26 protein-coding genes are annotated in these 24,433 nt (G+C 72.3%); 10 read left to right on the top strand and 16 right to left on the bottom strand.

The window, feature by feature from the left end; translation table 11 throughout:
- Positions 1–57: 57 nt before the first annotated feature.
- The 6 genes from AC1DIW_RS05735 to AC1DIW_RS05710 are packed head-to-tail and all read right to left on the bottom strand — an operon-like array spanning position 58 to position 6,922.
- Entirely contained in the window at positions 58–1,455 is a 1,398-nt protein-coding gene (locus tag AC1DIW_RS05735) for a tryptophan-rich sensory protein (RefSeq protein ID WP_478106802.1), read from the bottom strand.
- A 4-nt stretch (positions 1,456–1,459) separates the two neighbouring features.
- Positions 1,460–2,182 (bottom strand): CPBP family intramembrane glutamic endopeptidase, encoded by a 723-nt coding sequence (locus tag AC1DIW_RS05730; RefSeq protein WP_442278675.1) that lies wholly within the window; start codon positions 2,180–2,182, stop codon positions 1,460–1,462.
- Positions 2,183–2,218: 36 nt separating this feature from the next.
- Positions 2,219–3,586 (bottom strand): cryptochrome/photolyase family protein, encoded by a 1,368-nt coding sequence (locus AC1DIW_RS05725; protein ID WP_478106801.1) that lies wholly within the window; start codon positions 3,584–3,586, stop codon positions 2,219–2,221.
- A complete protein-coding gene (locus AC1DIW_RS05720) occupies positions 3,586–4,875 on the bottom strand; it encodes a class I SAM-dependent methyltransferase (protein WP_478106800.1) in 1,290 nt (429 codons plus the stop codon). Before AC1DIW_RS05720 ends, AC1DIW_RS05725 begins: the two co-directional genes overlap by 1 nt.
- A complete protein-coding gene (locus tag AC1DIW_RS05715; protein ID WP_478106799.1) occupies positions 4,872–5,627 on the bottom strand; it encodes a DUF1365 domain-containing protein in 756 nt (251 codons plus the stop codon). The genes AC1DIW_RS05720 and AC1DIW_RS05715 overlap by 4 nt, the downstream gene beginning before the upstream one ends.
- The gene (locus AC1DIW_RS05710; protein WP_478106798.1) at positions 5,624–6,922 is read right to left on the bottom strand and encodes an NAD(P)/FAD-dependent oxidoreductase; all 1,299 of its coding nucleotides are present in this window, start codon (positions 6,920–6,922) and stop codon (positions 5,624–5,626) included. Before AC1DIW_RS05710 ends, AC1DIW_RS05715 begins: the two co-directional genes overlap by 4 nt.
- A 149-nt stretch (positions 6,923–7,071) precedes the next feature.
- Between AC1DIW_RS05710 and AC1DIW_RS05705 the strand changes: the two genes are divergently transcribed.
- From AC1DIW_RS05705 to AC1DIW_RS05690, 4 genes are all read left to right on the top strand, one after another.
- Positions 7,072–7,527 (top strand): SRPBCC family protein, encoded by a 456-nt coding sequence (locus tag AC1DIW_RS05705; RefSeq protein ID WP_478106797.1) that lies wholly within the window; start codon positions 7,072–7,074, stop codon positions 7,525–7,527.
- 3 nt (positions 7,528–7,530) lie between these two features.
- The gene (locus AC1DIW_RS05700) at positions 7,531–8,466 is read left to right on the top strand and encodes a MerR family transcriptional regulator (RefSeq protein ID WP_478106796.1); all 936 of its coding nucleotides are present in this window, start codon (positions 7,531–7,533) and stop codon (positions 8,464–8,466) included.
- Positions 8,467–8,527: 61 nt separating this feature from the next.
- A complete protein-coding gene (locus AC1DIW_RS05695) occupies positions 8,528–10,312 on the top strand; it encodes a SulP family inorganic anion transporter (RefSeq protein WP_478106795.1) in 1,785 nt (594 codons plus the stop codon).
- A 10-nt stretch (positions 10,313–10,322) separates the two neighbouring features.
- Positions 10,323–10,781: an MOSC domain-containing protein gene (locus AC1DIW_RS05690; protein ID WP_478106794.1), complete on the top strand. Its 459-nt coding sequence runs from the start codon at positions 10,323–10,325 to the stop codon at positions 10,779–10,781.
- On the opposite strand, the gene AC1DIW_RS05685 is transcribed toward AC1DIW_RS05690, so the two are convergent.
- From AC1DIW_RS05685 to AC1DIW_RS05655, 7 genes are all read right to left on the bottom strand, one after another.
- Positions 10,773–11,561 carry a hypothetical protein gene (locus AC1DIW_RS05685; RefSeq protein WP_478106793.1) on the bottom strand — a complete coding sequence of 263 codons (789 nt, stop codon included), beginning with the start codon at positions 11,559–11,561 and terminating at the stop codon, positions 10,773–10,775. The genes AC1DIW_RS05690 and AC1DIW_RS05685 overlap by 9 nt on opposite strands.
- Positions 11,558–12,052, bottom strand: coding sequence for a hypothetical protein (locus AC1DIW_RS05680; RefSeq protein ID WP_478106792.1), 495 nt, complete (start codon positions 12,050–12,052; stop codon positions 11,558–11,560). The genes AC1DIW_RS05685 and AC1DIW_RS05680 overlap by 4 nt, the downstream gene beginning before the upstream one ends.
- A complete protein-coding gene (locus AC1DIW_RS05675; protein ID WP_442278686.1) occupies positions 12,049–12,423 on the bottom strand; it encodes a hypothetical protein in 375 nt (124 codons plus the stop codon). Before AC1DIW_RS05675 ends, AC1DIW_RS05680 begins: the two co-directional genes overlap by 4 nt.
- Positions 12,424–12,480: 57 nt before the next feature.
- Positions 12,481–13,542 (bottom strand): hypothetical protein, encoded by a 1,062-nt coding sequence (locus AC1DIW_RS05670; protein ID WP_478106791.1) that lies wholly within the window; start codon positions 13,540–13,542, stop codon positions 12,481–12,483.
- A gap of 148 nt (positions 13,543–13,690) precedes the next feature.
- On the bottom strand, positions 13,691–14,473 hold the full coding sequence (locus AC1DIW_RS05665) for an ESX secretion-associated protein EspG (protein ID WP_478106790.1): 783 nt from the start codon (positions 14,471–14,473) through the stop codon (positions 13,691–13,693).
- A 188-nt stretch (positions 14,474–14,661) separates the two neighbouring features.
- Entirely contained in the window at positions 14,662–14,952 is a 291-nt protein-coding gene (locus AC1DIW_RS05660; RefSeq protein ID WP_478106789.1) for a DUF1905 domain-containing protein, read from the bottom strand.
- Positions 14,953–15,039: 87 nt separating this feature from the next.
- Positions 15,040–15,618: an ArsR/SmtB family transcription factor gene (locus AC1DIW_RS05655; RefSeq protein ID WP_478106788.1), complete on the bottom strand. Its 579-nt coding sequence runs from the start codon at positions 15,616–15,618 to the stop codon at positions 15,040–15,042.
- Between the two features lie 61 nt (positions 15,619–15,679).
- Here AC1DIW_RS05655 and AC1DIW_RS05650 point away from each other — a divergent pair, with 61 nt between their 5' ends.
- Positions 15,680–16,255, top strand: a complete 576-nt coding sequence (locus AC1DIW_RS05650; RefSeq protein WP_478106787.1) for a dienelactone hydrolase family protein — start codon at positions 15,680–15,682, stop codon at positions 16,253–16,255.
- A gap of 15 nt (positions 16,256–16,270) precedes the next feature.
- On the opposite strand, the gene cobF is transcribed toward AC1DIW_RS05650, so the two are convergent.
- Both cobF and AC1DIW_RS05640 read right to left on the bottom strand, forming a co-directional pair.
- Positions 16,271–17,614 (bottom strand): precorrin-6A synthase (deacetylating), encoded by a 1,344-nt coding sequence (cobF, locus tag AC1DIW_RS05645; protein WP_478106786.1) that lies wholly within the window; start codon positions 17,612–17,614, stop codon positions 16,271–16,273.
- Entirely contained in the window at positions 17,611–19,155 is a 1,545-nt protein-coding gene (locus tag AC1DIW_RS05640; protein WP_478106785.1) for a cobyric acid synthase, read from the bottom strand. The genes cobF and AC1DIW_RS05640 overlap by 4 nt, the downstream gene beginning before the upstream one ends.
- A gap of 54 nt (positions 19,156–19,209) precedes the next feature.
- Here AC1DIW_RS05640 and AC1DIW_RS05635 point away from each other — a divergent pair, with 54 nt between their 5' ends.
- Complete coding sequence (locus AC1DIW_RS05635) at positions 19,210–19,716, top strand: nitroreductase/quinone reductase family protein (protein ID WP_442278694.1); 507 nt, start codon at positions 19,210–19,212, stop codon at positions 19,714–19,716.
- 32 nt (positions 19,717–19,748) lie between these two features.
- Here AC1DIW_RS05635 and AC1DIW_RS05630 read toward each other — a convergent pair whose 3' ends face one another.
- Positions 19,749–20,453, bottom strand: a complete 705-nt coding sequence (locus AC1DIW_RS05630) for a PadR family transcriptional regulator (RefSeq protein WP_442278695.1) — start codon at positions 20,451–20,453, stop codon at positions 19,749–19,751.
- A gap of 379 nt (positions 20,454–20,832) precedes the next feature.
- Here AC1DIW_RS05630 and AC1DIW_RS05625 point away from each other — a divergent pair, with 379 nt between their 5' ends.
- Genes AC1DIW_RS05625 through AC1DIW_RS05610 form a run of 4 tightly spaced genes read left to right on the top strand, consistent with a single transcriptional unit; the run spans position 20,833 to position 24,414 of the window.
- Complete coding sequence (locus AC1DIW_RS05625; RefSeq protein WP_442278696.1) at positions 20,833–21,267, top strand: ATP-binding protein; 435 nt, start codon at positions 20,833–20,835, stop codon at positions 21,265–21,267.
- Between the two features lie 21 nt (positions 21,268–21,288).
- Positions 21,289–22,752: an LLM class flavin-dependent oxidoreductase gene (locus tag AC1DIW_RS05620; protein WP_478106784.1), complete on the top strand. Its 1,464-nt coding sequence runs from the start codon at positions 21,289–21,291 to the stop codon at positions 22,750–22,752.
- Between the two features lie 28 nt (positions 22,753–22,780).
- Entirely contained in the window at positions 22,781–23,668 is an 888-nt protein-coding gene (locus tag AC1DIW_RS05615; RefSeq protein ID WP_478106783.1) for a DUF5926 family protein, read from the top strand.
- Positions 23,669–23,682: 14 nt separating this feature from the next.
- Positions 23,683–24,414 carry a glycosyltransferase gene (locus AC1DIW_RS05610; protein ID WP_442278699.1) on the top strand — a complete coding sequence of 244 codons (732 nt, stop codon included), beginning with the start codon at positions 23,683–23,685 and terminating at the stop codon, positions 24,412–24,414.
- The last annotated feature ends 19 nt before the right edge of the window (positions 24,415–24,433 follow it).

The following is a 24,433-nucleotide window of genomic DNA, read 5'->3' as shown; positions in this document are numbered from 1 at the left end:
TCTGCCGATGTATCAGCAGAACGCTAGAGAGGCAGATACATCTGGATCGACCCGCCGTCAGCCGTTGCGACGGGCGATCGCGGTCGAGAGGGCGGTCGCGAAACCGCACCACGCGGCATACGGCGACAGGGCGATTCCGGCGCCCTTGCTGACCGTCCCCGCACGGCGGGCCAGGTCGGCTGAGCTCGCGGTGAGCAGGGCGGCCTCGGCCGCAGCCACCCACGGCCTGCGGGAGCGCCAGAAGAGCACGCTCCACGCTGCGTTGAGGGCCAGGTTGGTGCCGAACGCCTTGAGGTAGGCGTTGCGCCCCTCGCTGTCGCCGGCCTTGTCGTACGCGTTGAGCGCGGTCGCCGAGCTCGCCGCGATGTCGGCGTAGAGCGCGGTCCACACGATCGGGAAGGCGAGGGTCGGGGGCTGCCACTCCGGCAGGTCGAGCGAGCGGTACCACGTCGAATCGGGCTTGGTGGCAAGGGAGCCCACGGCGACGGTCGCGACGGTCGCTGCACTCGTCAGGGCGAGGTTGCGCATCGCGGTGTCGGGCTTCACGGTGCGCATCGCCGAACGGACGGCCGTGTCGAAGTCGGTGAAGCCCCCCGGCACGTCGAAGAGCTCCTGCAGGTCGTTCTCCTTGGCGACGACCTCGTGCACGAGGCTGCCGACGAGCGGCTTGGCCAGCCCGGCCGAGATCGGGGTGACGAGCCCGACCCAGTGGCTCGCGAGGCGCGGTGTCAGCACCGGCACGGTCACGACGAGCGGCCGGCGGCGACCCGTGGCGTCGGAGAACCGCGCGATCATCTCGCGGTAGGTGAGCACCTCGGGGCCGCCGATGTCGAAGGTGCGGTTGACCTCGGGCGGGAGGCTGCCGGCGCCCACGAGCAGCGTGACGACGTCGTCGATCGCGATCGGCTGGATCTTGTTGTCGAGCCACTTCGGCGCGACCATCGCTGGCAGCCGCGTCGTCAGGTAGCGGAGCATGTCGAAGGACGCCGACCCGTCGCCGAGCACGACGGCGGCCTGGAGCACCGCCGTCGGCACGCCCGAGTCGAGCAGGATGCGGCCGACCTCGACGCGCGAGGCCAGGTGCGGCGAGAGGATCTCGTCGTCCGGGTGCAGGCCGCCGAGGTAGACGATGCGCGAGACGCCGGCCGACGTGGCCGCCTCGGAGAAGTGCGTCGCGGCCTCGCGGTCGCGCTCGGCGAAGTCGGGCTGGTCGTCCATCGAGTGCACGAGGTACCAGGCGGCGTCGACATCCTCGAGCGCCCGGCGCATGTCGTCGGCCGACCCCACGTCGCCCTCGGCCACCTCGACGCGGTCGACCCACGGCTTGCCGTCCATCGAGGCGCGGCGCCGGGTCAGGACGCGGACCGTCCAGCCCTCGTCGAGCAGCCGGGGGACGACCTGGCCGCCGACGTAGCCGGAGGCTCCGGTCACGAGGGCCCTGCGGGGTGGGGTCATGGGATCACCTGGTCAGCTCGAGGGCGGGTGGGAGGAGCAGGAGCATCCCGGTCGACCACGTCACGTGCGTGATGATCGGCCCGAGGATGCCGCCCGTGACGCGTCGCTGCAGCGCGGTGACGAGACCGATGATGGCGGCCGCGAGCACGAGGAGCGGGATCCCGCTGCCGACGGTCGTCAGGGCGTAGAGCACGGTCGTGATGGCGACCGCGTGGGACGGGAGGGCGGCATACAGCGCGCCGCGGAAGTAGAGCTCCTCGACGATGCCGTTGACCATGGTGATGGCGAGCACGACGGGCAGGGACCCGAAGCGGGCATGGTCGAGCAGCTGGTCGACGGGCTCGCGCAGGAACGGGACGCGCGCGACCACGAGGGCGCCGACCAGGAAGACGAGGAGAAGCAGGGCGCCGAGGGCGAGGGACTGCACGACCGGCCGGGACTCTCGCTCGCCCGAGCGGGTGTGGCCACGACCGAAGTGGAGCGGGCCGGACGCGATCGCGCCGATGCCCCACACCGCGGCGAGGGCGATCGAGGCGGTGTAGAAGAGCGGGTCACCCGCGGGGACGCGCAGCGCCCACGCGAGCACGACCGATCCCACGACGAGCGTGACGGCGACGACGACGCGACGCCGCATTCGCGCCTCTGGTGGGTCGACGTGCTGCTCGCGCACCGGCTCGAGCAGGGCGGCGTCGAGGAAGGCGCGCAGCTCGGCGACGGGTCCTCTCACGTGCTCTCCTCCTCGCTTTCCTCGGGTCTGATCGTCTCAGCGTCGCGCGCGCTCGTAGCGGGCCAGGGTCTCCTTGCGCTCGTCGTCGTGGTCGACGACCGGCTGGGGATACTTCTCGTCGTACCCGTTGTCGTGCCTCCACGGCTCGTGGGCCGCGGCGCCCGACAGGTGCCGCAGCTCGGGCACCCACCGGCGCACGTACTCGCCGTCGGGGTCGAACTTCTTCCCCTGGGTCACCGGGTTGAAGACCCGGAAGTAGGGCGAGGCGTCGGTGCCGGTGCCCGCGACCCACTGCCAGCCGTGGTTGTTGGAGGCGATGTCGCCGTCGACGAGGTGGTCGAGGAAGTGCTGCGCCCCGACCGGCCACCACACGTGGAGGTCCTTGGTGAGGAAGCTCGCCGTGATCATCCGGACCCGGTTGTGCATCCAGCCCTCCTCGAGGAGCTGGCGCATGCCCGCGTCGACGATCGGGTAGCCGGTGCGGCCCTCGCGCCACGCGTCGACGAGCCGGTCGGTCTCGGGGCCGGAGTCGTAGGGCAGCTTCGCGAGCTCGGGCCGCAGGTCGTGCCACGCCGAGTCGGGTTGGTGCCAGAGGACATCGGCGTAGAACTCCCGCCAGATGAGCTCGGTGACGTAGGTGCCTGCCGCCTGCGACCGCCCGGCGGAGTGCGCCGCGATGTCGGCGAGGATCGTGCGCGGGTGGATCTCGCCGTACTTCAGCGGCGCCGACAGTCGCGAGGTCGTGTCGAGGTCGGGTCGGTCGCGTTCCTTGTCGTATGCCGTCAGCCCGTCGTGGAGGAAGCTCTCCCACCGCTTCAGCGCGGCGGCTTCGCCGGCCTCGAGCTTCGAGGCCGGCGCGCCCCGGGGGAGGGCGTCGCTGCGCACGTCGTCGCGCAGCCACGGGATGCGCTTGGGGCGCTCGGCCGGGGCGGGGCGCCCGTGCTGGTGCCAGGCCTTGGCGAACGGCGTGAACACCTTGTAGGGCGAGCCGGACTGGTTGACGATGCGACCCGGCCCCACGGCATACGGCGTGCCGGTGCCGATGAGCTCGCGCCCGTCGTCGGCGAGGGCCTTCTCGACGGCCTCGTCGCGGCGGCGGCCGTAGGGGGTCGTCTCGCGCGAGACGTGCACCTGCTGGGCGCCGACCTCCTGAGCGAGCTCCGGGATGACGTCGACGGGGTTGCCGCGCCGGATGACGAGCGCGCCCCGGGTGTCCTTCGACAGCGACGCGACCGAGGCGAGCAGCCGCCGGGTGCGCGGCGTGTCGTTCTCGAGCAGCCGGGGGTCGAGGACGAAGACGGGCAGCACGTGGGTGGCGGAGTCGATGGCCGCGAGCAGCGCCGGGTGGTCGCTCAGGCGCAGGTCGCGCCGGAACCACAGGATCGACGTCGTGGCCGCTGTCATCAGGCGGCCGCGGCTGCGGCGCCCTCCCGCTCGAACCGGACCTGCGCGACGTCGAGGTAGCCCGTCGCGAAGCCGGCCTCGCAGTAGGCGAGGTAGAACTCCCACTTGCGGCGGAACGTCTCGTCGAAGCCCAGTGCGTGGACCTCGGGCCAGCGGGCGAGGAAGGTCTGACGCCAGCGCCTCAGGGTCTCTGCGTAGTCGGCGCCGAAGGCCTCGACCGCCGTCATGCGCAGGCTCGTGGCGGCGTCGGTCGTCTCGCTCATCGCCTGGAGGCTCGGGATGAGGCCGCCGGGGAAGATGTGCTTCTGGATCCAGCCGTAGGAGTGCTTCGTGGCCATGAGGCGCTCGTGCGACATGAGGATCGCCTGCACGGCCGCGATGCCACCCGGGGCGAGGCGCTCGTCGATGGTGCGGAAGTAGGTCTCCCAGTACTCCTCGCCGACGGCCTCGATCATCTCGACGCTGACGACGGCGTCGTAGACACCCTCGACCTCGCGGTAGTCCTGGATGCGGATGTCGACCGTGTCCGTGAAGCCGGCGTCGGCCACGCGCTGCCGGGCGAGCGCCGCCTGCTCCTTGGAGAGGGTGACGCTCGTGACCGTGGCGCCGCGCCGCGCCGCCTCGAGGGCGAGCGTGCCCCAGCCGGTGCCGATCTCGAGCACCCGGCTGTCCTGGCCGACCTTGGCCATGTCGAGGATCGCGTGCACCTTGCGCAGCTGTGCCTGCTCGAAGGACTGCGTGCGCAGCGGCTGGTCCTCGTCGAAGATCGCCGAGCTGTAGCTCATCGTCTCGTCGAGGAAGGTGGCGAAGAGGTCGTTGGACAGGTCGTAGTGGGCCTCGATGTTGCGGCGCGAGCCGAGCAGCGAGTTGTTCTGGATGCTCGGGATGCGGCGGTCGACGAAACCACGCAGCCGCAACCAGCCCTCGGGCACGGCCGTCGTCATCCGTTCGGCGAACGGCATGAGCAGCTCCGCGAGGTCGGTGCCCTCGGCGGCCTTCCAGTCGCCGGCCATGTAGGCCTCGCCGATCCCGATCTTGGGGTGGTGCGCGAGCCGCTCGAAGAGGGCCGTCGGGCGCACGATCTCGAGACCGGGACGGTCGGCCCGGCGGGTGCCGCCGCCGAGCAGCATGCCGTCCGGCATGACGACGTCGACGGGCACGCGCTTGGCGACCTGGGCGAGGATGCTGCGGGCCAGACGGGCACGCACGCACAGCACGCGCAGGGTGGGTCGGCGCAGGCACAGCGGGGATGCCATGGTCGGTGACGTGGCGGCGGACTGGGCGGTCATCGGACGGCCTCCTTGGGGTGGCGGGGGCGGGGCATGACGGGTAGGCGGCGCAACCACAGTCGAATGCCGTGTACCCGGATGAGAGCCGTCACCCTCTGGGTGACGAGACCGTGACGTCGGACGAGACGGAGCAGCGCACGGGTCGTGGCCGGCTCCGGGGTGCCGCGGGTGACCGCGGTCATGATGCGTTCACCACCGCGGTCGAGTCCCACGGTCACGGCGACGGTGTCGGGCTCGAGGACGAGGCGGACGGCATACTCCCCGCTCGTGTCGTTGAACGGCGAGACGTAGAACGCCTTGTCGACGGTCGCCGTGCCGTCGTCCCGGACGTCGAGCAGGTAGGCGTGGCGCTCGCCGTACGTGTTGTGCACCTCGAAGACGACGGCGAGCAGCGAGTGGTCGGGCCGCAGGCACCAGAACACCGACAGCGGGTCGAAGGTGTGCCCGAGCATGCGGGCGTTGGCGAGCATGAGCACCCGGTCACCGGCGGTCAGCGTCACACCGCGCGCCGCGAGGAACCGCTCGACGTCACCCCGGATGCCGCCGCCGAGCCGACCGCCGTCGAGGTGGTCACGGGCGTCGAAACGCGCGAGCAACCTTGCCGGCCAAGGAAGTCGGGGCAGGTCGGCCAGGTCCACCAGCCATTGGTAGTGGCCGTAGGTGAAGCTGTGGTGCAGCGGCGTGCGGCGCGAGTGTGCCACGGTGCCGTCGACGAGCGCAGGCACCTGCGGCGGAGTGAGGACGGCCGTCACCAGCGCACCCCGAAGGACTCGGCGGCTTCCACGCCGGAGCGGCACCCGTCCTCGTGGAAGCCCCACCCGAGGTGCGCGCCGGCGAAAGCCAGACGGTCGCCGCCGCCCTCGCGCAGCCGGGACGCAGCCTCGACGGCCTCGCGTGTGAAGACGGGGTGCTCGTAGGACATCCGCGCCGTGACGAGCGACTCGTCGACGGCGCCGCCGGGGTTGAGCGTCACGACGTGGTCCTCGGCGTCGGTGATGCCGTGCAGACGGTTCATCCAGTAGCTGACGGTGACGTCGGGCGCGGGAGCGTCGCAGGCGTGCATGTGGTAGTTCCACGAGGCCTTGGCCTGGCGCGGCTTCGGCAGGACCGAGGAGTCGCGGTGGAGCCAGGTCTCGTTGCGGGAGTAGCGGATCGCCGACAGGTCGCGCTTCTCGTCTGGGGTCGCGTCGGCGAGCAGGTCGAGGGCCTGGTCGGCGTGCGTGGCGACGACGGCACGGTCGAAGGTCGCGGTCCGTCCGTCGCGGACGAGCACGTCGACACCGTCGTCATGCCTCGTCACGGCTGTCACCGGGCTCTCCTTGCGCACGTCGGGCAGGCGCTCGACGAGCCGGTCGACGTAGGTGGCCGACCCGCCGGTGACGGTGCGCCAGGTCGGCGAACCCGTCACCGTCAGCATGCCGTGGTGGTCGAGGAACCGGAAGAGGTGGCGGGCCGGGTACGACGACGCGTCGAGGTCGCCGCACGACCACACGCAGGCCACCAGCGGGATGGCGAAGTGGCGCACAAAGTAGGCGGAGAAGCCCTGTGCGGCAAGGAACTCGCCCCATGTGGGGTCCTGCGACTCGTCAGCCAGCAGGGCGCGGGCGGCCTGGTGGAAACGCGGGACGTCCTTGAGCATGCGGATGAAGCGCGGGTCGGCGAGGCGCCGTTTCTGGGCGAACATCCCCTTGGGGCCGCGCCCGCCGGCATACGACAGCCCGCAGCCCTCGCACGTGATGCTCATGCTCATCTCGGTCGGCTGCGTCGGCACGTCGAGCTCGCGAAAGAGGCGCAGCAGGTGCGGGTAGGTCTTCTCGTTGTGGACGATGAAGCCGCTGTCGATGCGCAGGCTTCCGTCGCGCCCGCGGACGTCGTGGGTGTGTGCGTGCCCGCCGAGACGCGTGTCGCTCTCGAAGAGGGTGACGTCGTGGGTCGCGCTCAGGACGTGGGCGGCGGTCAGTCCGGACACGCCCGCACCGATGACGGCTGCGGTCGGTCGGGCCGCGCCGGATCCGGCGGGTGTGTCGGTTCGGTTCGGTCGAGTCACCGAGGCCTCCTGGCTGATGTGGTCCCGTGTGGTTCGGCGCGGAGCTCCGACCGGATTGCCGGGAGGACGGGGTGCGGTGGGGTGCGTTGTCCATCCTTCGTCCACACCGTAGAGTGGCTGTTCAAGGTCTGTCAAAGGTTGGAGAAGGTATGGAGATCGAGCGCAGCGTCACCGTGGGCCAGCCCGTCGACCGAGTCTTCGCCTACCTCAGCGACTTCACGAACACGACCGAATGGGATCCCGGCACCGTGCGCACCGAGCGGGTGGCCGGGGACGGGGGAGTGGGCACGCGCTACCACAACGTGTCGAAGTTCCTCGGCCGTGAGACGGAGCTCGACTACCTCGTCGTCGAGCACGTGACCGGTGAGAAGTTCGCGCTCCGCGGCGAGAACGCGACCGTCGTCGCCAAGGACACCATGACGTTCGTGCGGACGACCAAGGGATCGGCGGACCCCGCGTCCGAGGGCACGACCGTCACCTACCGCGCCGAGTTCGAGTTCAAGGGGCTGGCTAAGCTCGTCGCCCCGTTGTTCGCGCCGGCCTTCAAGAAGCTCGGTGACGAGGCCGAGCAGGGCATGCGAGACGCCTTGGGCAGGTTGGGGTAGCCGATGTACACCATCAAGCGTGCGGCGGAGCTGACCGGGATCAGCGTCGCCACCCTCCGCGCCTGGGAGCGCCGCTACGGGGTCGTCAGCCCCCAGCGCTCCGATGGCGGTTATCGCCTCTACGGCCCCGAGGACGTCCGCGCCCTCGCGATCATGAACTCCCTCGTCAACGAGGGGTGGTCCGCCCGGGAGGCCGCTGCCGAGACGACCCGTCGGCTCTCGAGCCGCGACGCCGCCGGCCGTGAGGCCCCCTTCGGGCGGGGTGACCGTGAGGTCCGTGGCGGTCGGGTCGCCCCGCTGCGACCCGGCGGTCGCTACCAGTCGGAGGACGCCGAGGCGTTCATCCGCGCGGCCGAGCGTCTCGACTCCGCGTCGGCGACGGCGGTCCTCGACGCCCGCTTCGCCCTCGGCACGTTCGAGCACGTCGTCGACGACTGGCTCATGCCGACCCTCGCGCTCGTCGGTGAGGCCTGGGCGCACGGCCGGCTCACCGTGGCCGGTGAGCACCTCGTGTCGTATGCCGTCCAGCGGCGCCTCGCGGCCGCCTACGAGGTCGCGTCGGTGCGCGGCGACGGCCCGACCCTGCTCGTCGGGCTCCCGCCCGGCGCCCGCCACGAGCTCGGGCTGCTCGCCTTCGCCGTGGCCGCCCGGCGGGCCGGCTTCGCGACCGTCTACGTCGGCGCGGACCTGCCGGTCGAGGACTGGCTGCGGGCGATCGAGGCCCGGCGCGCCGCCGGCATGGTCATGGCCGTGCCGCGCAACATCGACATCGCCACGGCCCAGGAGATCGTCGACACGGTGAGCCGCACCCACCCCGAGGTCGTCATCGGGCTCGGCGGCAGCCAGCAGAACGAGATCAACGGCACCTGCGTGCACCTCGGCCACTCGATCACCGTCGCGGTCGGCGAGATGATGCGGCGGCTGCGCGTCCCCGCCTAGCCCAGGCCCACGTCTTCGCGAAACCTACCTCACGGCATACGCCGTCGCGTACGTTCGTCGCGTGACCGCGGGTCCGCAGCAGCCGGCACGGTGGGAGCGGCGGCTCCCCGGGGTCGCGGTGCTGCGCCGGTACGACCGGGTGTGGCTGCGCGGTGACGTGCTCGGCGGCATCACGGTCGCCGCCTACCTCGTGCCCCAGGTCCTCGCGTACGCCGAGGTGGCCGGGCTGCCCGCCGTCACCGGCCTGTGGGCTGCCGGTCCGGGTCTGCTCGTCTACGCGCTGCTCGGCTCCTCGCGCCAGCTCTCGGTCGGCCCCGAGTCGACGACGGCGCTCATGACGGCCGCCGGGATCGGGGCGCTCGTCACGGCCGCGGGGGGTATGGCGATGCGCCAGGAGGCGGCGGCGCTGCTCGCGATCGTGGTCGGGCTCATCTGTCTCGCCGGGTTCGTCCTGCGGCTCGGCTTCCTCTCCGACCTGCTCTCGAAGCCCGTCCTCGTCGGCTACATGGCGGGCATCGCGGCGCTCATGGTCGTCAGCCAGATCGGCAAGGTCTTCGGCATCACCGTGGAGGGCGAGTCGTTTGTCCAGGAGGTCAAGTACGTCCTGACCCATCTCGGCGACACGCACCTGCCGACGCTCTTCCTGTCGCTCAGCGTCCTCGCCGTCCTCTTCGCCTTCCAGCGCTTCGCGCCGACCTGGCCCGGTCCCCTCATCGCGATGCTGGGCGCCACGGTCGTCGTCGCGGTCTTCGACCTCGTCGACCGGGCCGGCGTCCACGTCGTCGGTCCGGTGCCGGAGGGTCTGCCGGCCCTGACGCTGCCCGACGTCGGCGACGTGGACCTGTGGGCTCTTCTGCCGGCGGCGCTCGGCATCGCCGTCGTCGGCTACTCCGACAACGTCCTGACCGGCCGTGCCTTCGCCGCCCGGCGCCGCGAGTCCATCGACAGCGACCAGGAGTTCCTCGCGCTCGGCACTGCCAACGTCGCGACCGGCCTCTTCCAGGGCTTCCCGATCAGCTCGAGCGGCAGCCGCACCGTGATCGCCGACACGATGGGCGCCCGAACCCAGCTGCACTCGCTCGTCTCCCTCGTCCTCGTCGTCGCGACCCTGCTCTGGCTGGGCCCCGTCATCGCAGCCTTCCCGACGGCGGCCCTCGGCGCCGTCGTCGTCTTCGCCGCGATCCGGCTCGTCGACGTCGCGGAGCTGCGGCGGATCGCGGCCTTCCGGCGCAGCGAGCTCGTCCTGGCGCTCGCGACGACGGCCGCGGTGCTGCTCTTCGGTGTGCTCCCCGGCATCGGGGCGGCCATCGCGCTGTCCGTGCTCGACTTGTTGCGGCGCATCGTCCACCCGCACGACGGGGTCCTCGGCTACGTGCCGGACGTCGCCGGCATGCACGACATCGACGACCACCCCAATGCCCAGCAGGTGCCCGGCCTCATCGTCTACCGCTACGACTCGCCGCTCTTCTTCGCCAACTCCGACGACTTCACCAAGCGCGCGATCGCGGTCGTCGACCGGGTGTCGGCGCCCGAGCGCGTCGAGTGGTTCCTGCTCAACGCGGAGGCGAACACGGAGGTGGACCTCACCGCCGTCGACGCGCTCGAGCTGCTGCGCGACACGCTCGACCGTCGCGGCATCGTCTTCGCGATGGCCCGCGTCAAGCAGGACCTGCGCGAGTCGCTCGAGGCCGGGGGGTTCGTCGAGAAGGTGGGGGCCGACCTCATCTTCCCGACCCTTCCGACGGCCGTCGCCGCGTATGCCGCGTGGTACGAGCGCGCCCACGGCTTCGGTCCCCCGGGGCTGCGCATCCCTCCCGTGCCGGGGCAGCCCGAGCCGGAGGCCTAGCCTGACCGGCATGCACTCCGACCAGCTGACGCCGACAGTCGTCGCGATCCATGTCGCCAAGGGTCGTCGGCTGCCGATGCGCTCGGTGCCGAGCGTCGAGGCCGAGGCCGGTGCCGGGCTCGTCGGGGACCGCTACCACGGGAGCAGGCACCGACACGTGACGATCCAGTCGTTGCCCGACCTCGAGGCGGGCGCCACTGACCTCGGTCGACCGGTCGATCCGGGGCTGACCCGGCGCAACCTCACCATCTCCGGCGGCACGATCCCGACGAAGCCCGGCGCCCGCGTCACGATCGGCGGCGTCGAGCTCGAGGTCGTGCGCATCGCTGCCCCGTGCCGGCTCCTCGACGACACCCTCGGGCCGGGTGCCGCCCGGGCGCTGCATGCGCGGGCCGGGACGGTGTTCCGGCTGCTGTCGTCCGGCACGATCAGCGTCGGTGAAGAGGTCGATCTCTCCCCGTCAGACTGACGGCGACGGGACGCCTAGCTCGGCGTCCGACGGCAGGATGCCCGACAGCAGGAACCAGATGTCGGTCGGGGTGGTGGGCACCAGCGTCAGGCGGTCATCGGTGCTGGTGTCGGCCGCGCTCTCGAGCGCCAGCATGCCCGCCGCGGTGTCGAGCACGCAGACGCGGCGGCTCACGAGGTCGGCGTCGGACCGAACGGGCCGGCCGGGAGGAGCCCATGAGACCTCTGCCGTCCAGAAGCACCATGCACCGGCCCGGACGAGCTCTGCCGGCTCGCCCCATCGCGGGGTGAGGACCGAGGCGAGGTCGTCGGCCGCGCGTGCTCGTCGGTGGTCTTCCGGGTCGATGAGCGCGTCCAGCAGCTCAGCGGTCACGGTCACCGTGCCCTGGTCCAGCCGTGGGCGCGGACGGAGCCGGACCAGCCGTGCGATGGTGGTGGGCACGAATTCCGTTGCCACGCCGGCGAAGTCGTAGGTGCCGTCACCGACGTCGGCGAGGACGGCGGAGAGGACCGACATCCAGCCCTGGTGGACGAGCAGGCCCTGACGTGAGGACACGACCGCCTCGAGCCGCGCCAGCGGACGGGTGACCGCTGCCAGACCGGGGGCCAGGACCTGGTGCGGGCGGCCGTCGACGAGGACTCCCGCGGCAGACAGGTCGGCCGCGGCGGATCGGTCAGCCCCTGCGGACCGGGCGGCGCTTGCCTCGAGGTCGACGAGGGCCTCGAAGGCGCGCGGGTCGAGCCGCACCCGACCGACGGTGGGGTCGAACTGGATGGTCACGCGGTCCCTCCCCGTGCTCCCGCGGGTGCCACGACGAGGCTCGAGAAGACGTGGGCGAGCAGTTCTGCCTGCGCCGCCCAGGCCAGCGTGCTCGTGGTGGCGGTCAGGGTCACGCCCACGCCGTCGACGACCGTGGAGCGCTGCTCCACGGTGACCGAGCGGTTGTCCTCGGTGGCGTACGTCGCGAGACGGCGCAGGCCGGGCTGGCCGCCGACCGCGAGACGCTCGGCATCGAGCGGGACGTAGTCGGCGAGGTGGGCGGCGAGGTAGGACTCCGTGCCGATCTGCCAGTCGCGCAACGACATCGCGACGTCGGTGACGGTGAGCACGAGGTTGGCGCGGAACAGGCCCTCCTGCTCCGGCTCGACGGCGACGAGCTCGACGCCGTCGTGCGGGTGGTGGACGGTCTCCCACGCATCGGGGACGAGCAGCGAGACGGCTCCGTCGGCGACGACCTCGCGACGAGGGTCCCCCGGGGCGGGCAGGCTCATCGACGACGCCCTCGGTCGCGGCGTGACTCGCCGATGACGCGGACCTGCAGGCGGGGCGCCCGGGCCTGCTGCGACCAGTGCGGCACGTACCAGCGCGGCACGGGCAGGAAGAGGCCACCCCAGAGGCTCACGACGAGGCCGACGAGCAGGAGCGGGACGAAGGCGAGGGCGCCGGGGTGGGCGCCGTTGCCGTAACCGCGGAGTCCCGCCGTGGCAGCGAGGACGAGGGCCAGTCCGGGGAGCCAGAAGAGCACTGCGGACTCCTGGAGGCGGTCACCCACCCACCAGCGCGCCCCCTCCGTCCGGCCCAGGCGCGACCAGACGACGAACCCGAGCATGGCTACGGCGACGACGACGAGGAGGGCGGACACGGCCACGACTCTACCCACGGCCAAGGACCAGGACTGGACGGCACGGGCGGGTCGGCATCAGTCGAACAGCCCGCCGATGAAGTGGCCGGCGGACTCGAACCCGTCGCTGATCGTGTGGCCCGCCCACTCGGCGGCATCTCCCACTGGACCCACCACCTGGTCGCTCACCCAGCCGCCGACGACGCCGCCGAGACCGCCGCCGACGAAGCCGCCGATGGCTCCACCGATGACGGCGCCGACGGGACCTCCGACGGCCGCGCCGACGAGGGCGCCGCCCTGGGCTCCGGCCCAGGCCCCCGCCCAGGAGCCGGCGGCCGTGACGGCGCCGGCCGTGGCCGAACGCGTGACCCGCTGGGTCGTGCCCATCGTCGGGTCGGCGGAGTCCTTGTTCCACTGCCCGAACGCCGAGGTCGCGAACGAGGTCACGGTGCCGGCCCGTCCGGCCCACTTCGAGGCGGTGCCCCACTTGGCGACAGTGGCCGCGCGATACGGGTTGGCCTGCCAGTTGCGCGCCTGGTTCATCGACCAGGCGGAGGCCCAGCGGCCGGTGGGACGCGGGAGGTAGCCGTAGCGCCCGTTGGCCATGTAGCCGCGGGGCTGCCAGCGCCCGAAGTGGTTGCGCTGCAGGTAGGAGGCGAGCACGCTCGTGCCGAACATCGTGTTCGCCGTGACGAGCCCGGGCCAGGCGAGGAACGACGCCGAGTCGTCGGGCGCGAGGTTGGACTGCGTGAGCAGCTTCTCCCAGAAGGAGTCCCCGCCGGGGCCGCCAGCGGGTCCGCCGCCAGCAGGTCCGCCACCACCGGGCAGACCAGCGGTGACGAACGCCGCCGAGGTGATCGAGGCCCCGTTGCCGCTGGTGCCGCGCTGGGCCTCGGCGTTGCGGGAGAGCCGGTCACCGAGGCGACCCAGGTCCGTGCCGAACCTGTCCATCTGGGTCTCGATCGCGGGCCACTGGGAGATCAGCGACTGGAGGTTCTCGCCACCCCAGTTGCCCTTGAGCGCACCGAGCACGCCGCTGACGGCCTGTCGTGAGGCGGCGGCCTCACGCGCGTAGTTCACGAGCAGCTCGGCGGACCGGTCGAGTGCATCCGGGTCGGCGCCCTTGCGATAGATGGCCATCGCTCCCCCTGTCGGTCCTGGCGCGGACCCTCGGCTCCTCTGGTCTGTCGGCCGGACGACGGTGTCGGTGACAGTGTGACGTGTCGTCGGCGGTGCAGAGCCTACGTGCGGGTGCGGGCACCCGCGATGGGGAGCGCTCCCCATCACGTCATGCGGAGGTCTGCTCCCGAGTGTGGACCGGGTCGGCGGGCAGCGCCGCGACGACCTCCTGCCAGATGCTGCCCGTGGTGGTGCCCGAGAGCACCGGCCCGGCAGCGTCGTCCTCGACGCGGAGCGCCCCTGCCGGGGTGTCGAGCCAGACGACCCGCTGGGTCGACGTGCTGCCACTGTGGCGGTGTGCCACGTCCAGGCCGCACGAGCGCCACGACCCGGTCCGGAGACACGCCGCGACGGCCGGCCAGGGTGCCGCGGCCGCGGCCAGCTCTGCGGCGGCGTCGTTTCGCCGCGACCCGCTCGGGCTCAAGAGAGCGTCACAGGCGCCACCGTCCACCGGCCCGCCCCGGCCGTCGAGCCGGGGGCGTGGCTGCAGGTGGGTGAGGTGCGCGATGGTGGCGGGTAGGAACGCCGCCTCGATCTCGAGCAGGTCCGCCACCTCGTCGCCGTGGTCGACGACGAGCGCACTGACGCGGTGGACCCAGCCCTGGTGCAGCCGGGTCGAGCTCGGGGTGGCCACCTCGACCTCCAGCCGTGCGGACGGACGAGCCACGGCGTCGAGACGCTCACGCAGGGCCGGGTGGAGGCGCCCGTCGACGAAAACACCTGCGCGCGCGAGGGATTCGCGCTGACCGGCGCTGAGCCCGTTCCGCTCGTCGACATGGAGGTCGACGAGGGCGAGCACGGTTGCGACGTCGGCGTGGAGGCGGCCGGTGGACGCGTCGAAGTGCGGTGTCTGCGGTCGACCCGCAGCCATGGTCCAGCTGTTCGTCTGCATGCCGTCTGAACCCGTCCCCCCCGGGAATTCCCCTTGACGAGCCCACCCCCGTGCTGGGCTCGGTGCCCATCATGGGGCACGGCCACGAATCGTGGCGGCGTTTTGCGTCGAGTCGAGTCGAGTCGGGTTGAGGGCGAGTCGAGTCCGAGTCGGCGCGGTCGGTGTGGCCGACGGTCAGACGCCAGAGGTCACGGCTCGGCGCGGACGTCGAGGCCCACCGAGACCGTGTCCCCCTCCTGGACGTCCTCCGCACGACGGACGGCGAGCTTGAGCGGCACGACGTAGCTGCCGTCCTTCGGCCAGAGCGAGGTCGCCCACCTCGTGCCGCCGATACACGCGGTGACCGGGATCATGCCCCAGCCGTAGCTGACGTGGGCGACGTCGTGCAGGGCCTGCGCCTCGTCATCGGGCACGGTGACGAAGTAGTAGGGCGCGGGTCCTCGCCACTCCCAGACCTCACCGCTGAACTCCAGCTCCATGACGTCAATATGGCAGCCGGCGCGGCGGAAGGCGTCGAAGGGCGCCGTCGTCTCCGTCGTGACCTGGCGCTCCGATCTCGCGCGCTGTCAGGCGTCGTCGCGTTCGGGCAGGACCGGCTGGTCCGTGGGGTAGAGACCGACGGCCAGGCCGTAGACCGTGTCGCCCGAGCGGGGGAGTGCGGTGAACTCACGCACGAGGCCCTCGACCCGGCGCCAGAACTCCGAGGCGCTCTCGCGTGGGATCCGCGCGTGGCGCAGCGTCGAGTAGAGCGTGTCGTCCTCGTGGGCTGGCACGGACTCGGCGGCGGCGACGGACAGCGCGTTGACGCATACGGGGGTCGTCTCGTCGCAGGGTCGGCGCGCGATGCCGATCGTGATGGTGCGGCCGGTGCGTCCGTAGTAGCGCTCGTCGATGGCCCGGACCCTGCGAGTTCGGACGACGCGGAGCATGCCGGCGTCGACGAGCACGGCGACGTGGTGGGCCACGGTGCTCTTGGGCCGGCCGACGGCAGTGGCCAGCTCGGCGACGGTCGCGGCCCGTTCGAGCACGAGGTCGAGGATCGACGACCGGAGGGGGTCGGCGATGGCTCGCAGCTGGGCAGGTGTCGTCAGCTCCACCGCGTTGGGGAGCTCGTAGTCGGGGAGCTGCTGGCTATTGATCGACATTGTTGGATCAGTCTAGATTGTTGGATCAACAGCACGGGAACCTTCGAGCACAGGAGCAAGCATGGCCGACGTCCTCCTCCTCCACCACGCCCAGGGACAGACCCCGGGCTTCCTCGCCTTTGCCGACGCCCTGCGGACGGCCGGGCACACGGTCCACGCGCCGGACCTCTACGCCGGCCGGAGCTTCGTGACGCTCGACGAGGGCATGGCCAACGCGCGGTCGATCGGCTTCGGCACCCTGCTCGAGCAGGGCGTCGCAGCGGCCGAGGGGCTGCCCGAGGGCGCGGTGTATGCCGGCTTCTCCCTCGGCGTCATGGCCGCCCAGCGCCTCGCGCAAACCCTTGCCGGAGCCGGCGGCGCCATCCTGCTCGACTCGGCGATCCCGTTGGGTGAGTTCGCCCCCGGCTGGCCGGAAGGGGTCCCGGTGCAGATCCACGGCGGCGAGGCCGACGAGTTCTTCATGGACGAGGGCGACGTCGACGCGGCCCGGGCCGTCGTGGCGGCCGCCGGGGACGGCGAGCTCTTCACCTACCCCGGCTGCGGCCATCTCTTCGCCGACGCCAGTGCGACGGCCTACGACCCGGAGGCGGCCGCTCTCGTGCAACAGCGCGTGCTCGACTTCCTCGCGAGAGTCTGACGCCGGCACCGGTCGTCAGCCGGGAGGGCCGCCGGGGACCAGGGAGTAGTAGACCTCGTCCGACCGGGTGCCGTCGGGGTTGGGCAGTCGAGCGCTGAGGTGCCCCTCCATCCGGAAGCCGGCCTTGGCGGCTGCCTTGCCGGATGCGACGTTGCCGACCTTGTGCCCGAGCTCGAGTCGCGCGAGGCCCGCCTCCTCGAACGCCCAGCTCGAGACGAGCCGCAGCGCGCGCGTGGTGAACCCTCGTCCACGGAAGGCCGGGAGCACGCCGTAGCCGACGAGGCCGGTCCCTGGTGGTCCCATGCGCAGGACGCCGATGACGCCGGCACCCTCGCCGGAGTCGACGTCGACCATGACGAAGCGAGCCGCGCGGCCTCGACGCCATTCCAGAGCGGCGCGTGCTGCTTGGCGGCGGGCGTCGTCGTCGGTCAGTCGCCGCCCCTCGAAGTCCCAGCGCAGCGACTCCTCGTCGTTGTGCTCGTCGCGCACGACCTTCCAGTCGCCGGCGGTGACGGGACGCAGCGTGAGCACGCCGTCCGTCAACGCGCCCGTCTCCGGGAAGGCCTGCGGCGTGGGGGCTGGCGAAGCACCCTGCGGCCGACGCAGCAGGTAGCAGTCCGTGACCCACCCGTGGCGTTCACGTGCCGCAGCACGCACACGGCCCACCTCGTCGATGACGTCGCCAAGCCTCCCGTGCACGAGCAGCTCGTCGGGCGTGCCGAGGTAGGCGCCCCAGTAGAGCTCGAGGTCGGGGAAGGCGCCGGCGAGCTCGGCACACGCGAGGCGGCCGTCGAACGGAACGACGACGTCGCCGAGGGACGGGTCGTACTCGTTGCCGAGGCGACGCCCGGTCGTGATGTGGAGAGGCACGTCGGCGCGGCCCAGCGGGATGCGGTGGCGCGCGGCGAGCAGCTGCGGTGCGCTGATCCCGGCTATGACGTCATGGTCGAGGGCGACACCGCTCTCGGCATACCGCTCGACGAGGGCGTCGACGACCCGGATCGTCGCCTCGTCGCACGCCGGGTCACCCCACGCGAGGAAGCCGACCGTCGTCTCACCGGCGGCGAGTCCGTCGATGACGTGGGCGTAGGTGTCCACGATCCCGCGGTCGTATGCCGGGTCGTCGCGTTCGGCGTCCGGCTCTCCTCGCGGGTCGCGGACCTCCACGACGCGGTACGCACGGTCTGCAGGGATGAGGGCGTCGCACACCGCCTGCCGTGCGGCGGCGAGGTCGGAGGGCTCGTCACCCGGATCGGGGACGAGGAAGACGTCGACCGTGGCGAGGGCCCGGACGGCATCGCCGGTCACCTGACCGGGATCACCGGGACCGACCCCGATGACGCGGATCCGCTCGATCATCTCCCCCCACCCCTCAGCTCGAGGACGCGCGTCAGGGAGAGGAGTGCATCGACGTCGACGTGCTCCTCGAGGGCGTCAGCGAGGGTGTCGAGCATCCGCTCGCGCCGCTCCGCGAAGCCGGGGGCGCCCGACTCGGGCTGCCACCGGGACCCGGCCGCACGTGCAACCTCGGCCAGCCACGCCCGGCGGAAGTCGTCACTCTCGAAGGCTCCGTGCCACATCGTCCCCCAGACGGAGCCGACGTTCCAGCCGTCGAGGAAAGGTTGCACCGCAAGCGAATCCGCGTCGTCACCAGTGGCAGGCGCGATGCGTCGGGCGATCCCGTGGTGGATCTCGTAGGCGCTGTCGACGAGGTGTCCCGACCATGAGCCGACCGGACGTGCGAGCACCTTGCTCCCGTGGAACTCGACACGCACCGGAAGGTGGCCCAAGCCCGGCACGACGCCCACGCGTCCCTCGACATCGTCCTCGATCTCGTGAGCGAGCATCTGGTAGCCCCCGCAGATGCCGAGGACCGGCCGACCGGTCGCCACCCGGCGAGCGACGACCTCGGCGAGGCCGCGCACGCGCAACCATTCGAGATCGCTTGCAGTCGAACGTGATCCGGGCAGGACGAGCAGGTCGGCGGACTCGGCGACAGCCGGATCGATGGTCACGAGGACGTCGATGCCCGGCTCGATGGCCAGCGCATCGACGTCGGTCGCGTTCGAGATGCGCGGTAGCCGGATGACGGCCACCTTGAGCCGCTCGCGCGACGACGTGGACGAGGCGGTGGAGGCGCGCCAGTGGGCGACCTCGAGGGTGTCCTCGCTGTCGAGCCACACGTCGAGCAGCCACGGGATGACGCCGTGGAACGGCACTCCGGTGCGCTCCGTGATCGCCTCCAGCCCCGGTTCGAGCACCGATGCGTCGCCCCGGAACTTGTTGATGACAAAGGACTTCAGCAACGCGCGGTCGTCCTCGTCGAGCAGAGCCCACGTGCCGTAGAGCGAGGCGAGGATGCCGCCGCGGTCGATGTCGCCGACGACCACGACCGGCAGGCCGAACTCGCGGGCCAGGCCCATGTTGACGTAGTCACCCGCGCGGAGGTTGATCTCCGCCGGCGAGCCCGCGCCCTCACACACGACGAGCTCGTAGGAGTCGGCGAGCTCGCGGTAGGCGGCGAAGGCGGCCTCGGCCAGGTGGGCGCGCCCGGCGGCATACTGCCCAGCCTCGAGGGTGCCCGCGGGCTCGCCGCGCACGACGACGAACGCCCGGCGGTCGGTGCCCGGCTTGAGCAGCACGGGGTTCATCGCCGTCGTGGGCTCGAGGCGGGCGGCCTGCGCCTGGAGGTACTGCGCCCGGCCGATCTCGCCGCCGTCGAGGCAGACCATCGAGTTGTTCGACATGTTCTGCGCCTTGAAGGGCGCGACCTCCACCCCGCGCCGAGCGAGAGCCCGGCACAGACCCGCGACGACGACGGACTTCCCGGCATCGGACGACGTGCCGGCGACGAGGAGGCCAGACGGGCCGGAGCGGTCGGAGGGCGCGGACGAGAGCACCTGACCATCCTGCCGGACGGCCCGCCGCACCCGGGTCGGTCCTACGCTGCAGGCATGCAGCTGCGCCGTGTCGACGAGGCCAACCCGGTCCAGCGATCGCTGCGCGGGCTCGTGGCGTCGCGCCCCGGGGCCTGGGTGTCCAAGCGCGTGCTCCACCGGCTCGACGGGCTCGGGCACCGCCTCGCCCCCGGCCGCACCCTGCCGAGCCAGTGGCTCGCCGCCGTCCCGGTCGGGATGCTGACGACGACCGGCGCCCGGTCGGGGCAGCCGCGCACCGTGCCGCTCATGCTCGCCCCGCTCGAGGACGGGTGGGGCGTCATCGCCTCGCACTACGGCTCCGAGCGGCCACCGGCGTGGTACTTCAACCTCCGCGCCCACCCGCAGGCCTCCCTCGAGGTCGACGGTGTGGTCCACCGGGTGCGGGCCGAGCAGGTGCAGGGCCCCGACCGGGAGCGCGTGCGCGAGGCGGCGCTGGAGTTCTACCGCGGCTACACGGCCTACGAGGAGCGCGCCGGGGGCCGCGACCTCGGCTTCTTCGTGCTGCACCCCGAGCGCGACTGACGCGCTCGGGGTGCGGCGGCCGAAGGGTCAGCTCACTCGGGGTCGCCGTCGGCGAGCAGGCGGTAGAGCTTGCGCCGGGTCTCCGTGAGGATCTCCGCGGCCTCGGCCCGCTGCTGCGAGGTGCCGGTCGTGACGACCTGCCACATGCCGCCCATGACCTGGCCGACGAGAGGCATGAGGTCGCCTGCACCGCCGGTGGGTCGGGGCGCCTCCTCGTCGGGCTGCTCCTCGAAGGGCCGCCAGGTCGCGGCCATCTCGTCGGCGTTCTCCTCGACGTAGGCGCGGCCCGCGTCGGTGAGGCGCAGCAGTCGCCGGCCCTCGACGTCGCGGCCCTCGACGAGGCCCTCGTCCTCGAGCTGCTGGACGGTCGGGTAGACCGACCCCGGGCTGGGCTTCCAGGCCCCGCCCGTGCGCTCCGAGATCTGCTGGATCAGCTGGTAGCCGTTCATCTCGTCGCCGGCCAGGACGTCGAGGATGGCGGCGCGGACGTCCCCGCGACGCGCGCGGGGTCCGCGGCGACCGCCGAACTCCGGGCCGACGCCGGGGCCGCCGAAGTGGCGGACGAGGTCGGCGACCCACGGGGGAGGGCCGGGGCGGCCACGGCCGCCGGGTCCTCCGGGACCGCCCCACGGGCCGCGGCCGGGTCCGAAGCCGGGGCCGCTGCCCTGACCTCCCCAGCCACCTCCCCAGCCGCCGTCCCAGCCGGATTCTCGTCTGGTGTGTCGGTGTCCGTGCATGGTGGTTCTCCTTTGTCCGAACGCGACTCACGAACAGTCGCGATAGGTCGACGATATATCGCGACTGTCTCATGTGCAAGGGGTTCTGGATCGGGTAAGGAGCGAATGACATGCCGCCTGGGCTGACGGCGATGACGTCGTATCGGCACTTCTAGGCAATGCACTAGATGACCCGATCTGACGGAATCGCCGGACACGTGCCACGGAAAAAAGTCACACTCCATTGAGGTACGGCACAGGTTTGGTTACGGTTCGTCGACCGCGGTACGCGGCGCGCTCGTGAGGAGGACGTGACGTGGCGAGCACACAGGGGGACGGTTCGGCGGGCACAGCCGGTGGCGGTGTCGGACGAGCCGAGACGATCGCGAGGAGATCCACGATGAGCAACGTCCCAGCGGCGCCGCTGGGCGACAAGCGCACGGTCCGCATCCAGTGGGCGCCGTCCGCGGCCCCGCGCATCCGCAAGGAGCTCGTCGAGGACCTCGTGGCCCGCGAGGTGGTGCCGCAGGTGATCGACGAGGCCGAGATCGTCGTCAGTGAGCTCGTCGCCAACGCCATCCGCCACGCCAGGCCGCTGTCCGACGGTGCGATCCGCATCCACTGGAAGGTCAAGAACAACGTCGTCGAGGTCGAGGTCTCCGACGGCGGCGGCCCGACCGTCCCTCGTCCTGCCCCGCCCACGACCTGGGCGCCCGGCGGCCGCGGCCTGCGCATCGTCCGGTCCCTGGCCCACGAGTGGGGTGTCATCGAGGAGCCCCACGGGCGCACGGTGTGGGCCTCGCTCGGCGGCCCCTCCCGACGCCGCTCGCACTGACTGGCGCGGAGACCCGCCGCCGTGCTGCTGCCCGACCCGGCCCTCGTCGTGCTGGTCGGTGCGTCGGGCTCGGGCAAGTCGACCTGGGCGTCGTCCCGCTACCGCCCTGCCGAGGTCGTCTCCTCGGACCTGCTGCGCGGGGTCGTCGGCAGCGGTGAGCACGACCTCGACGCCACGGTCGACGCGTTCGCCCTTCTCGAGCAGGTCGTCTCGGCCCGCGTCGGGCGCGGGCTGACCACCGTCGTCGACACGCTCGGCACCGACGTGGTCAGGCGCCGCCGCTGGCTGGCCGCAGCCCGGACCGCCGGTCTTCCGGCCGTCGCCGTCGTCCTCGAAACGCCTGCGGCCGTATGCCGTTCGCGCAACGCCGCTCGTGAGCGCCCGGTCCCGGCCCGCGTCCTCACGAGCCAGCTCGCCTCGGTCGCCGCCACCGCGGACCTGCTCGAGGCGGAGGGGTGGCAGGTCGTCCGGGTGACACCCGATGAACCCACGCCGGACCCATCCGAGCCTGGCGACACGGCACGCCGCCCGGAGTTCGCGGACCCTCTCATCCGATCCGGCCTGCGCGGGGTCGTGCTCCAGCTGTCACGCTTCCCGGCCGACGGAGACCTCCTCGCATGGCTGCGCGACATGGCGGCTGCCGCCGAGGAGGCCGGGCTCGCCGGCATCGCGCTCATGGACCACCTCATCCAGATCCCGCAGGTCGGGCGCGCCTGGGACCCGATCCCCGAGCCGTGGGTGACGCTCGGCGCGCTGGCCGCCTCGACGACGCGGCTCCAGCTCGGGACGCTCGTGACGCCGGTGACCTTCCGGGCCCCCGGCATCACGGCCAAGGCCGCGGCGACGCTGTCGGCCCTGACGGGCGGGAGAGCGTTCGTCGGGGTCGGTGCGGGCTGGTGGGAACGCGAGCACGCGGCATACGGCCTCGGGTTTCCCTCTGCGAGAGCGCGCCTCGACGCGCTGGAGCAGTCGATCGAGACCATGAGGGCCCTCTGGGCGCCGGGCACCAAGCCGTATGCCGGACAGCGGGTCTCGCTCCCCGAGACGACGTCGTACCCCCGGCCGGTCGGTGACCTCCCGCTGATCGTCGGCGGTGGGGGTGACCGCACGCTGCGCATCGCGGCTCGTCTCGGGGACGGCTGCAACGTGCCGTCCGACGAGGTGGGGCTCGCCAAGGTCGAGCGCTACCTCGCCATGGTGCGAGAGGGCGGCCGCGACCCGTCGACGGTCCACGCGACGGTCCTGGACCTGCCTCTCGTCGGCCGGGACCGTGACGACGTCTGGTCACGCGTCGAGCGCCACCGCGGCCGGGACCCGGCAGCGACGTTCGCGGCCCGGCACCACGCGGGCACCGCGACCGAGCACGCCGTCCGCCTCGCCGGCCTCGCCGAGCGGGGTGTGACGACGGCGTTCATCGCCCCGGTGGGGCTCGACGTACCGGACGACGTGCTGGCACTCGCGCCGCTCGCGACCGCGTTCGGCTGACCACGGTCCGGCCACTAGGGTGGCGCGCATGGGTAAGGCATCACGTCGACCGCGCGGCGAGCGCGCTGACCGTTCCGCACGTCCGCTTCCGGCCCCGTTCGTGGCCCGTCCCTTCGAGGGCCTGCCCAACGAGACCGACTGGGTGGCGATGCGCGAGATCGTCCCGGCCGCGACCGCGACGGTGCGTTTCGCCAAGGGCAAGGCGCCCGAGGGCGCTCCCGACGAGGTGACGATCGCGACCGTGCTCCCGCTCGCCTGGCCGGGCCTGCACCGCGAGAGCGGTGAGGTCGTCGTCGGCATCCAGTCCGGCAACGGCAGTGGCGACACGAGCCGTGACATCGCGCAGGCCATCGCGCTCGCAGCCGTCGCCGAGGCCGGTTCGCCCGTCGCGACGCTGCCGGTCTCGATGGCGGACACCCCGCGCCTGCAGGACGTCCTCGACACCGACGCGCCCTTCGAGATGCAGCTGCACGAGGGCTTCGACTTCTGGGTCGCGGACGCCGACCTCGACGCCGACGGCAAGGAGTCCCTCGAGCGCGCCAACGAGTCGGCCATCCCGACCGTGAAGCTCGAGGCCGCGCCGTCGGCCTTCTGGTGCCGCATCGGCGAACGCACCTACGTCCGCTGGGTGCTGCCGTTCGACGAGGACGCGGCCACGGGCGCCCTGGCTCGCCTGCACGCGGCCGGTGAGAGCCACCTCGGCGAGAACGGCCGTCTGCTCGGCTGCTTCCGCTCGAGCGGTCTGCTCATCCCGGTGTGGGAGGTCGACCCCGAGTCCGAGGCCGCCGACTTCGAGGCTCCCGTCGCGGCCATGAGGACGAAGATCGACGCCGCCGCCGCTGCCACCGAGCCGCTCACGGCCGCCGAGCGCGGTGCCAGGGCCGGGCTGACCAACCGCCAGGTCACCCTGCGCTGAGAGGACGGGTGACGATGACGACCCCGCCCCTGTCCGTCGCCGTCGTCATCCCGGCCAAGGACGAGTCGGCGCGGATCGCCGCCACGATCTGCGGGGTGCGAACGATCCCCGGCGTCCGTGTCGTCGTGGTCGTCGACGACGGCTCGACCGACGGCACCGCCGCCATCGCCGCCCGCGCGGGTGCCGAGGTGGTCCGCCTCCCGCGCAACCACGGCAAGGCAGACGCCATGATGAGCGGCCTCGGTCGCGTCACCGGGCTGCGCCGCGTCGGGCGGCTCGACGACAGCACAGCGGTGCTCTTTGTCGACGCCGACCTCGAGGCATCAGCCCAGGCCGTCGGCGCGCTCGTGGGACCCGTCGCCCGCGGCGAGGCCGACCTCACCATCGCGACCTTGCCTGCGCAGCAGGGCAGCGCCGGAGGGCACGGACTGGTCGTCGGCCTCGCCCGGCGCGGCATCGAGGAGCTGACCGGCTGGTCCGCGAAGCAGCCCCTCTCGGGGATGCGCTGCCTCTCGCCGGCCGCGATCGCTGCCGCGACGCCCTTCGCCCGCGGCTGGGGCGTCGAGGTGGGCATGACCGTCGACGTGCTCGATGCCGGCCTGACCGTGCTCGAGGTGCCGTGCGACCTGCAGCACCGGGTCACCGGCGCCGACTGGCGCGCCCAGGTGCACCGCGCCGCGCAGTATCGCGACGTCGCCCTGGCCCTCGGCGTCCGCCGGCTGCGCCGTCGCCTCGGCCCGGGCTGAACGGGCCGCGAGGGCGGCC

The sequence above is a fragment of the Terrabacter sp. 01T434 genome (assembly GCF_056398545.1).
The sequence above is the reverse complement of the archived record's forward strand: the minus strand, read 5'-3'. Positions and strand labels throughout refer to the sequence as shown.

Coding starts and splice junctions, on each gene's coding strand:
- AC1DIW_RS05660 (WP_478106789.1), bottom strand. CDS start 14,952: ATGGAGCTGGAGTTCAGCGGTGAGGTCTGGGAGTGGCGAGGACCCGCG.
- AC1DIW_RS05630 (WP_442278695.1), bottom strand. CDS start 20,453: ATGCACGGACACCGACACACCAGACGAGAATCCGGCTGGGACGGCGGC.
- AC1DIW_RS05680 (WP_478106792.1), bottom strand. CDS start 12,052: ATGAGCCTGCCCGCCCCGGGGGACCCTCGTCGCGAGGTCGTCGCCGAC.
- AC1DIW_RS05720 (WP_478106800.1), bottom strand. CDS start 4,875: ATGACCGCCCAGTCCGCCGCCACGTCACCGACCATGGCATCCCCGCTG.
- cobF (WP_478106786.1), bottom strand. CDS start 17,614: ATGATCGAGCGGATCCGCGTCATCGGGGTCGGTCCCGGTGATCCCGGT.
- AC1DIW_RS05635 (WP_442278694.1), top strand. CDS start 19,210: ATGCAGCTGCGCCGTGTCGACGAGGCCAACCCGGTCCAGCGATCGCTG.
- AC1DIW_RS05625 (WP_442278696.1), top strand. CDS start 20,833: ATGAGCAACGTCCCAGCGGCGCCGCTGGGCGACAAGCGCACGGTCCGC.
- AC1DIW_RS05735 (WP_478106802.1), bottom strand. CDS start 1,455: ATGACCCCACCCCGCAGGGCCCTCGTGACCGGAGCCTCCGGCTACGTC.
- AC1DIW_RS05700 (WP_478106796.1), top strand. CDS start 7,531: ATGTACACCATCAAGCGTGCGGCGGAGCTGACCGGGATCAGCGTCGCC.
- AC1DIW_RS05665 (WP_478106790.1), bottom strand. CDS start 14,473: ATGCAGACGAACAGCTGGACCATGGCTGCGGGTCGACCGCAGACACCG.
- AC1DIW_RS05725 (WP_478106801.1), bottom strand. CDS start 3,586: ATGACAGCGGCCACGACGTCGATCCTGTGGTTCCGGCGCGACCTGCGC.
- AC1DIW_RS05670 (WP_478106791.1), bottom strand. CDS start 13,542: ATGGCCATCTATCGCAAGGGCGCCGACCCGGATGCACTCGACCGGTCC.
- AC1DIW_RS05705 (WP_478106797.1), top strand. CDS start 7,072: ATGGAGATCGAGCGCAGCGTCACCGTGGGCCAGCCCGTCGACCGAGTC.
- AC1DIW_RS05655 (WP_478106788.1), bottom strand. CDS start 15,618: ATGTCGATCAATAGCCAGCAGCTCCCCGACTACGAGCTCCCCAACGCG.
- AC1DIW_RS05610 (WP_442278699.1), top strand. CDS start 23,683: ATGACGACCCCGCCCCTGTCCGTCGCCGTCGTCATCCCGGCCAAGGAC.
- AC1DIW_RS05650 (WP_478106787.1), top strand. CDS start 15,680: ATGGCCGACGTCCTCCTCCTCCACCACGCCCAGGGACAGACCCCGGGC.
- AC1DIW_RS05690 (WP_478106794.1), top strand. CDS start 10,323: ATGCACTCCGACCAGCTGACGCCGACAGTCGTCGCGATCCATGTCGCC.
- AC1DIW_RS05615 (WP_478106783.1), top strand. CDS start 22,781: ATGGGTAAGGCATCACGTCGACCGCGCGGCGAGCGCGCTGACCGTTCC.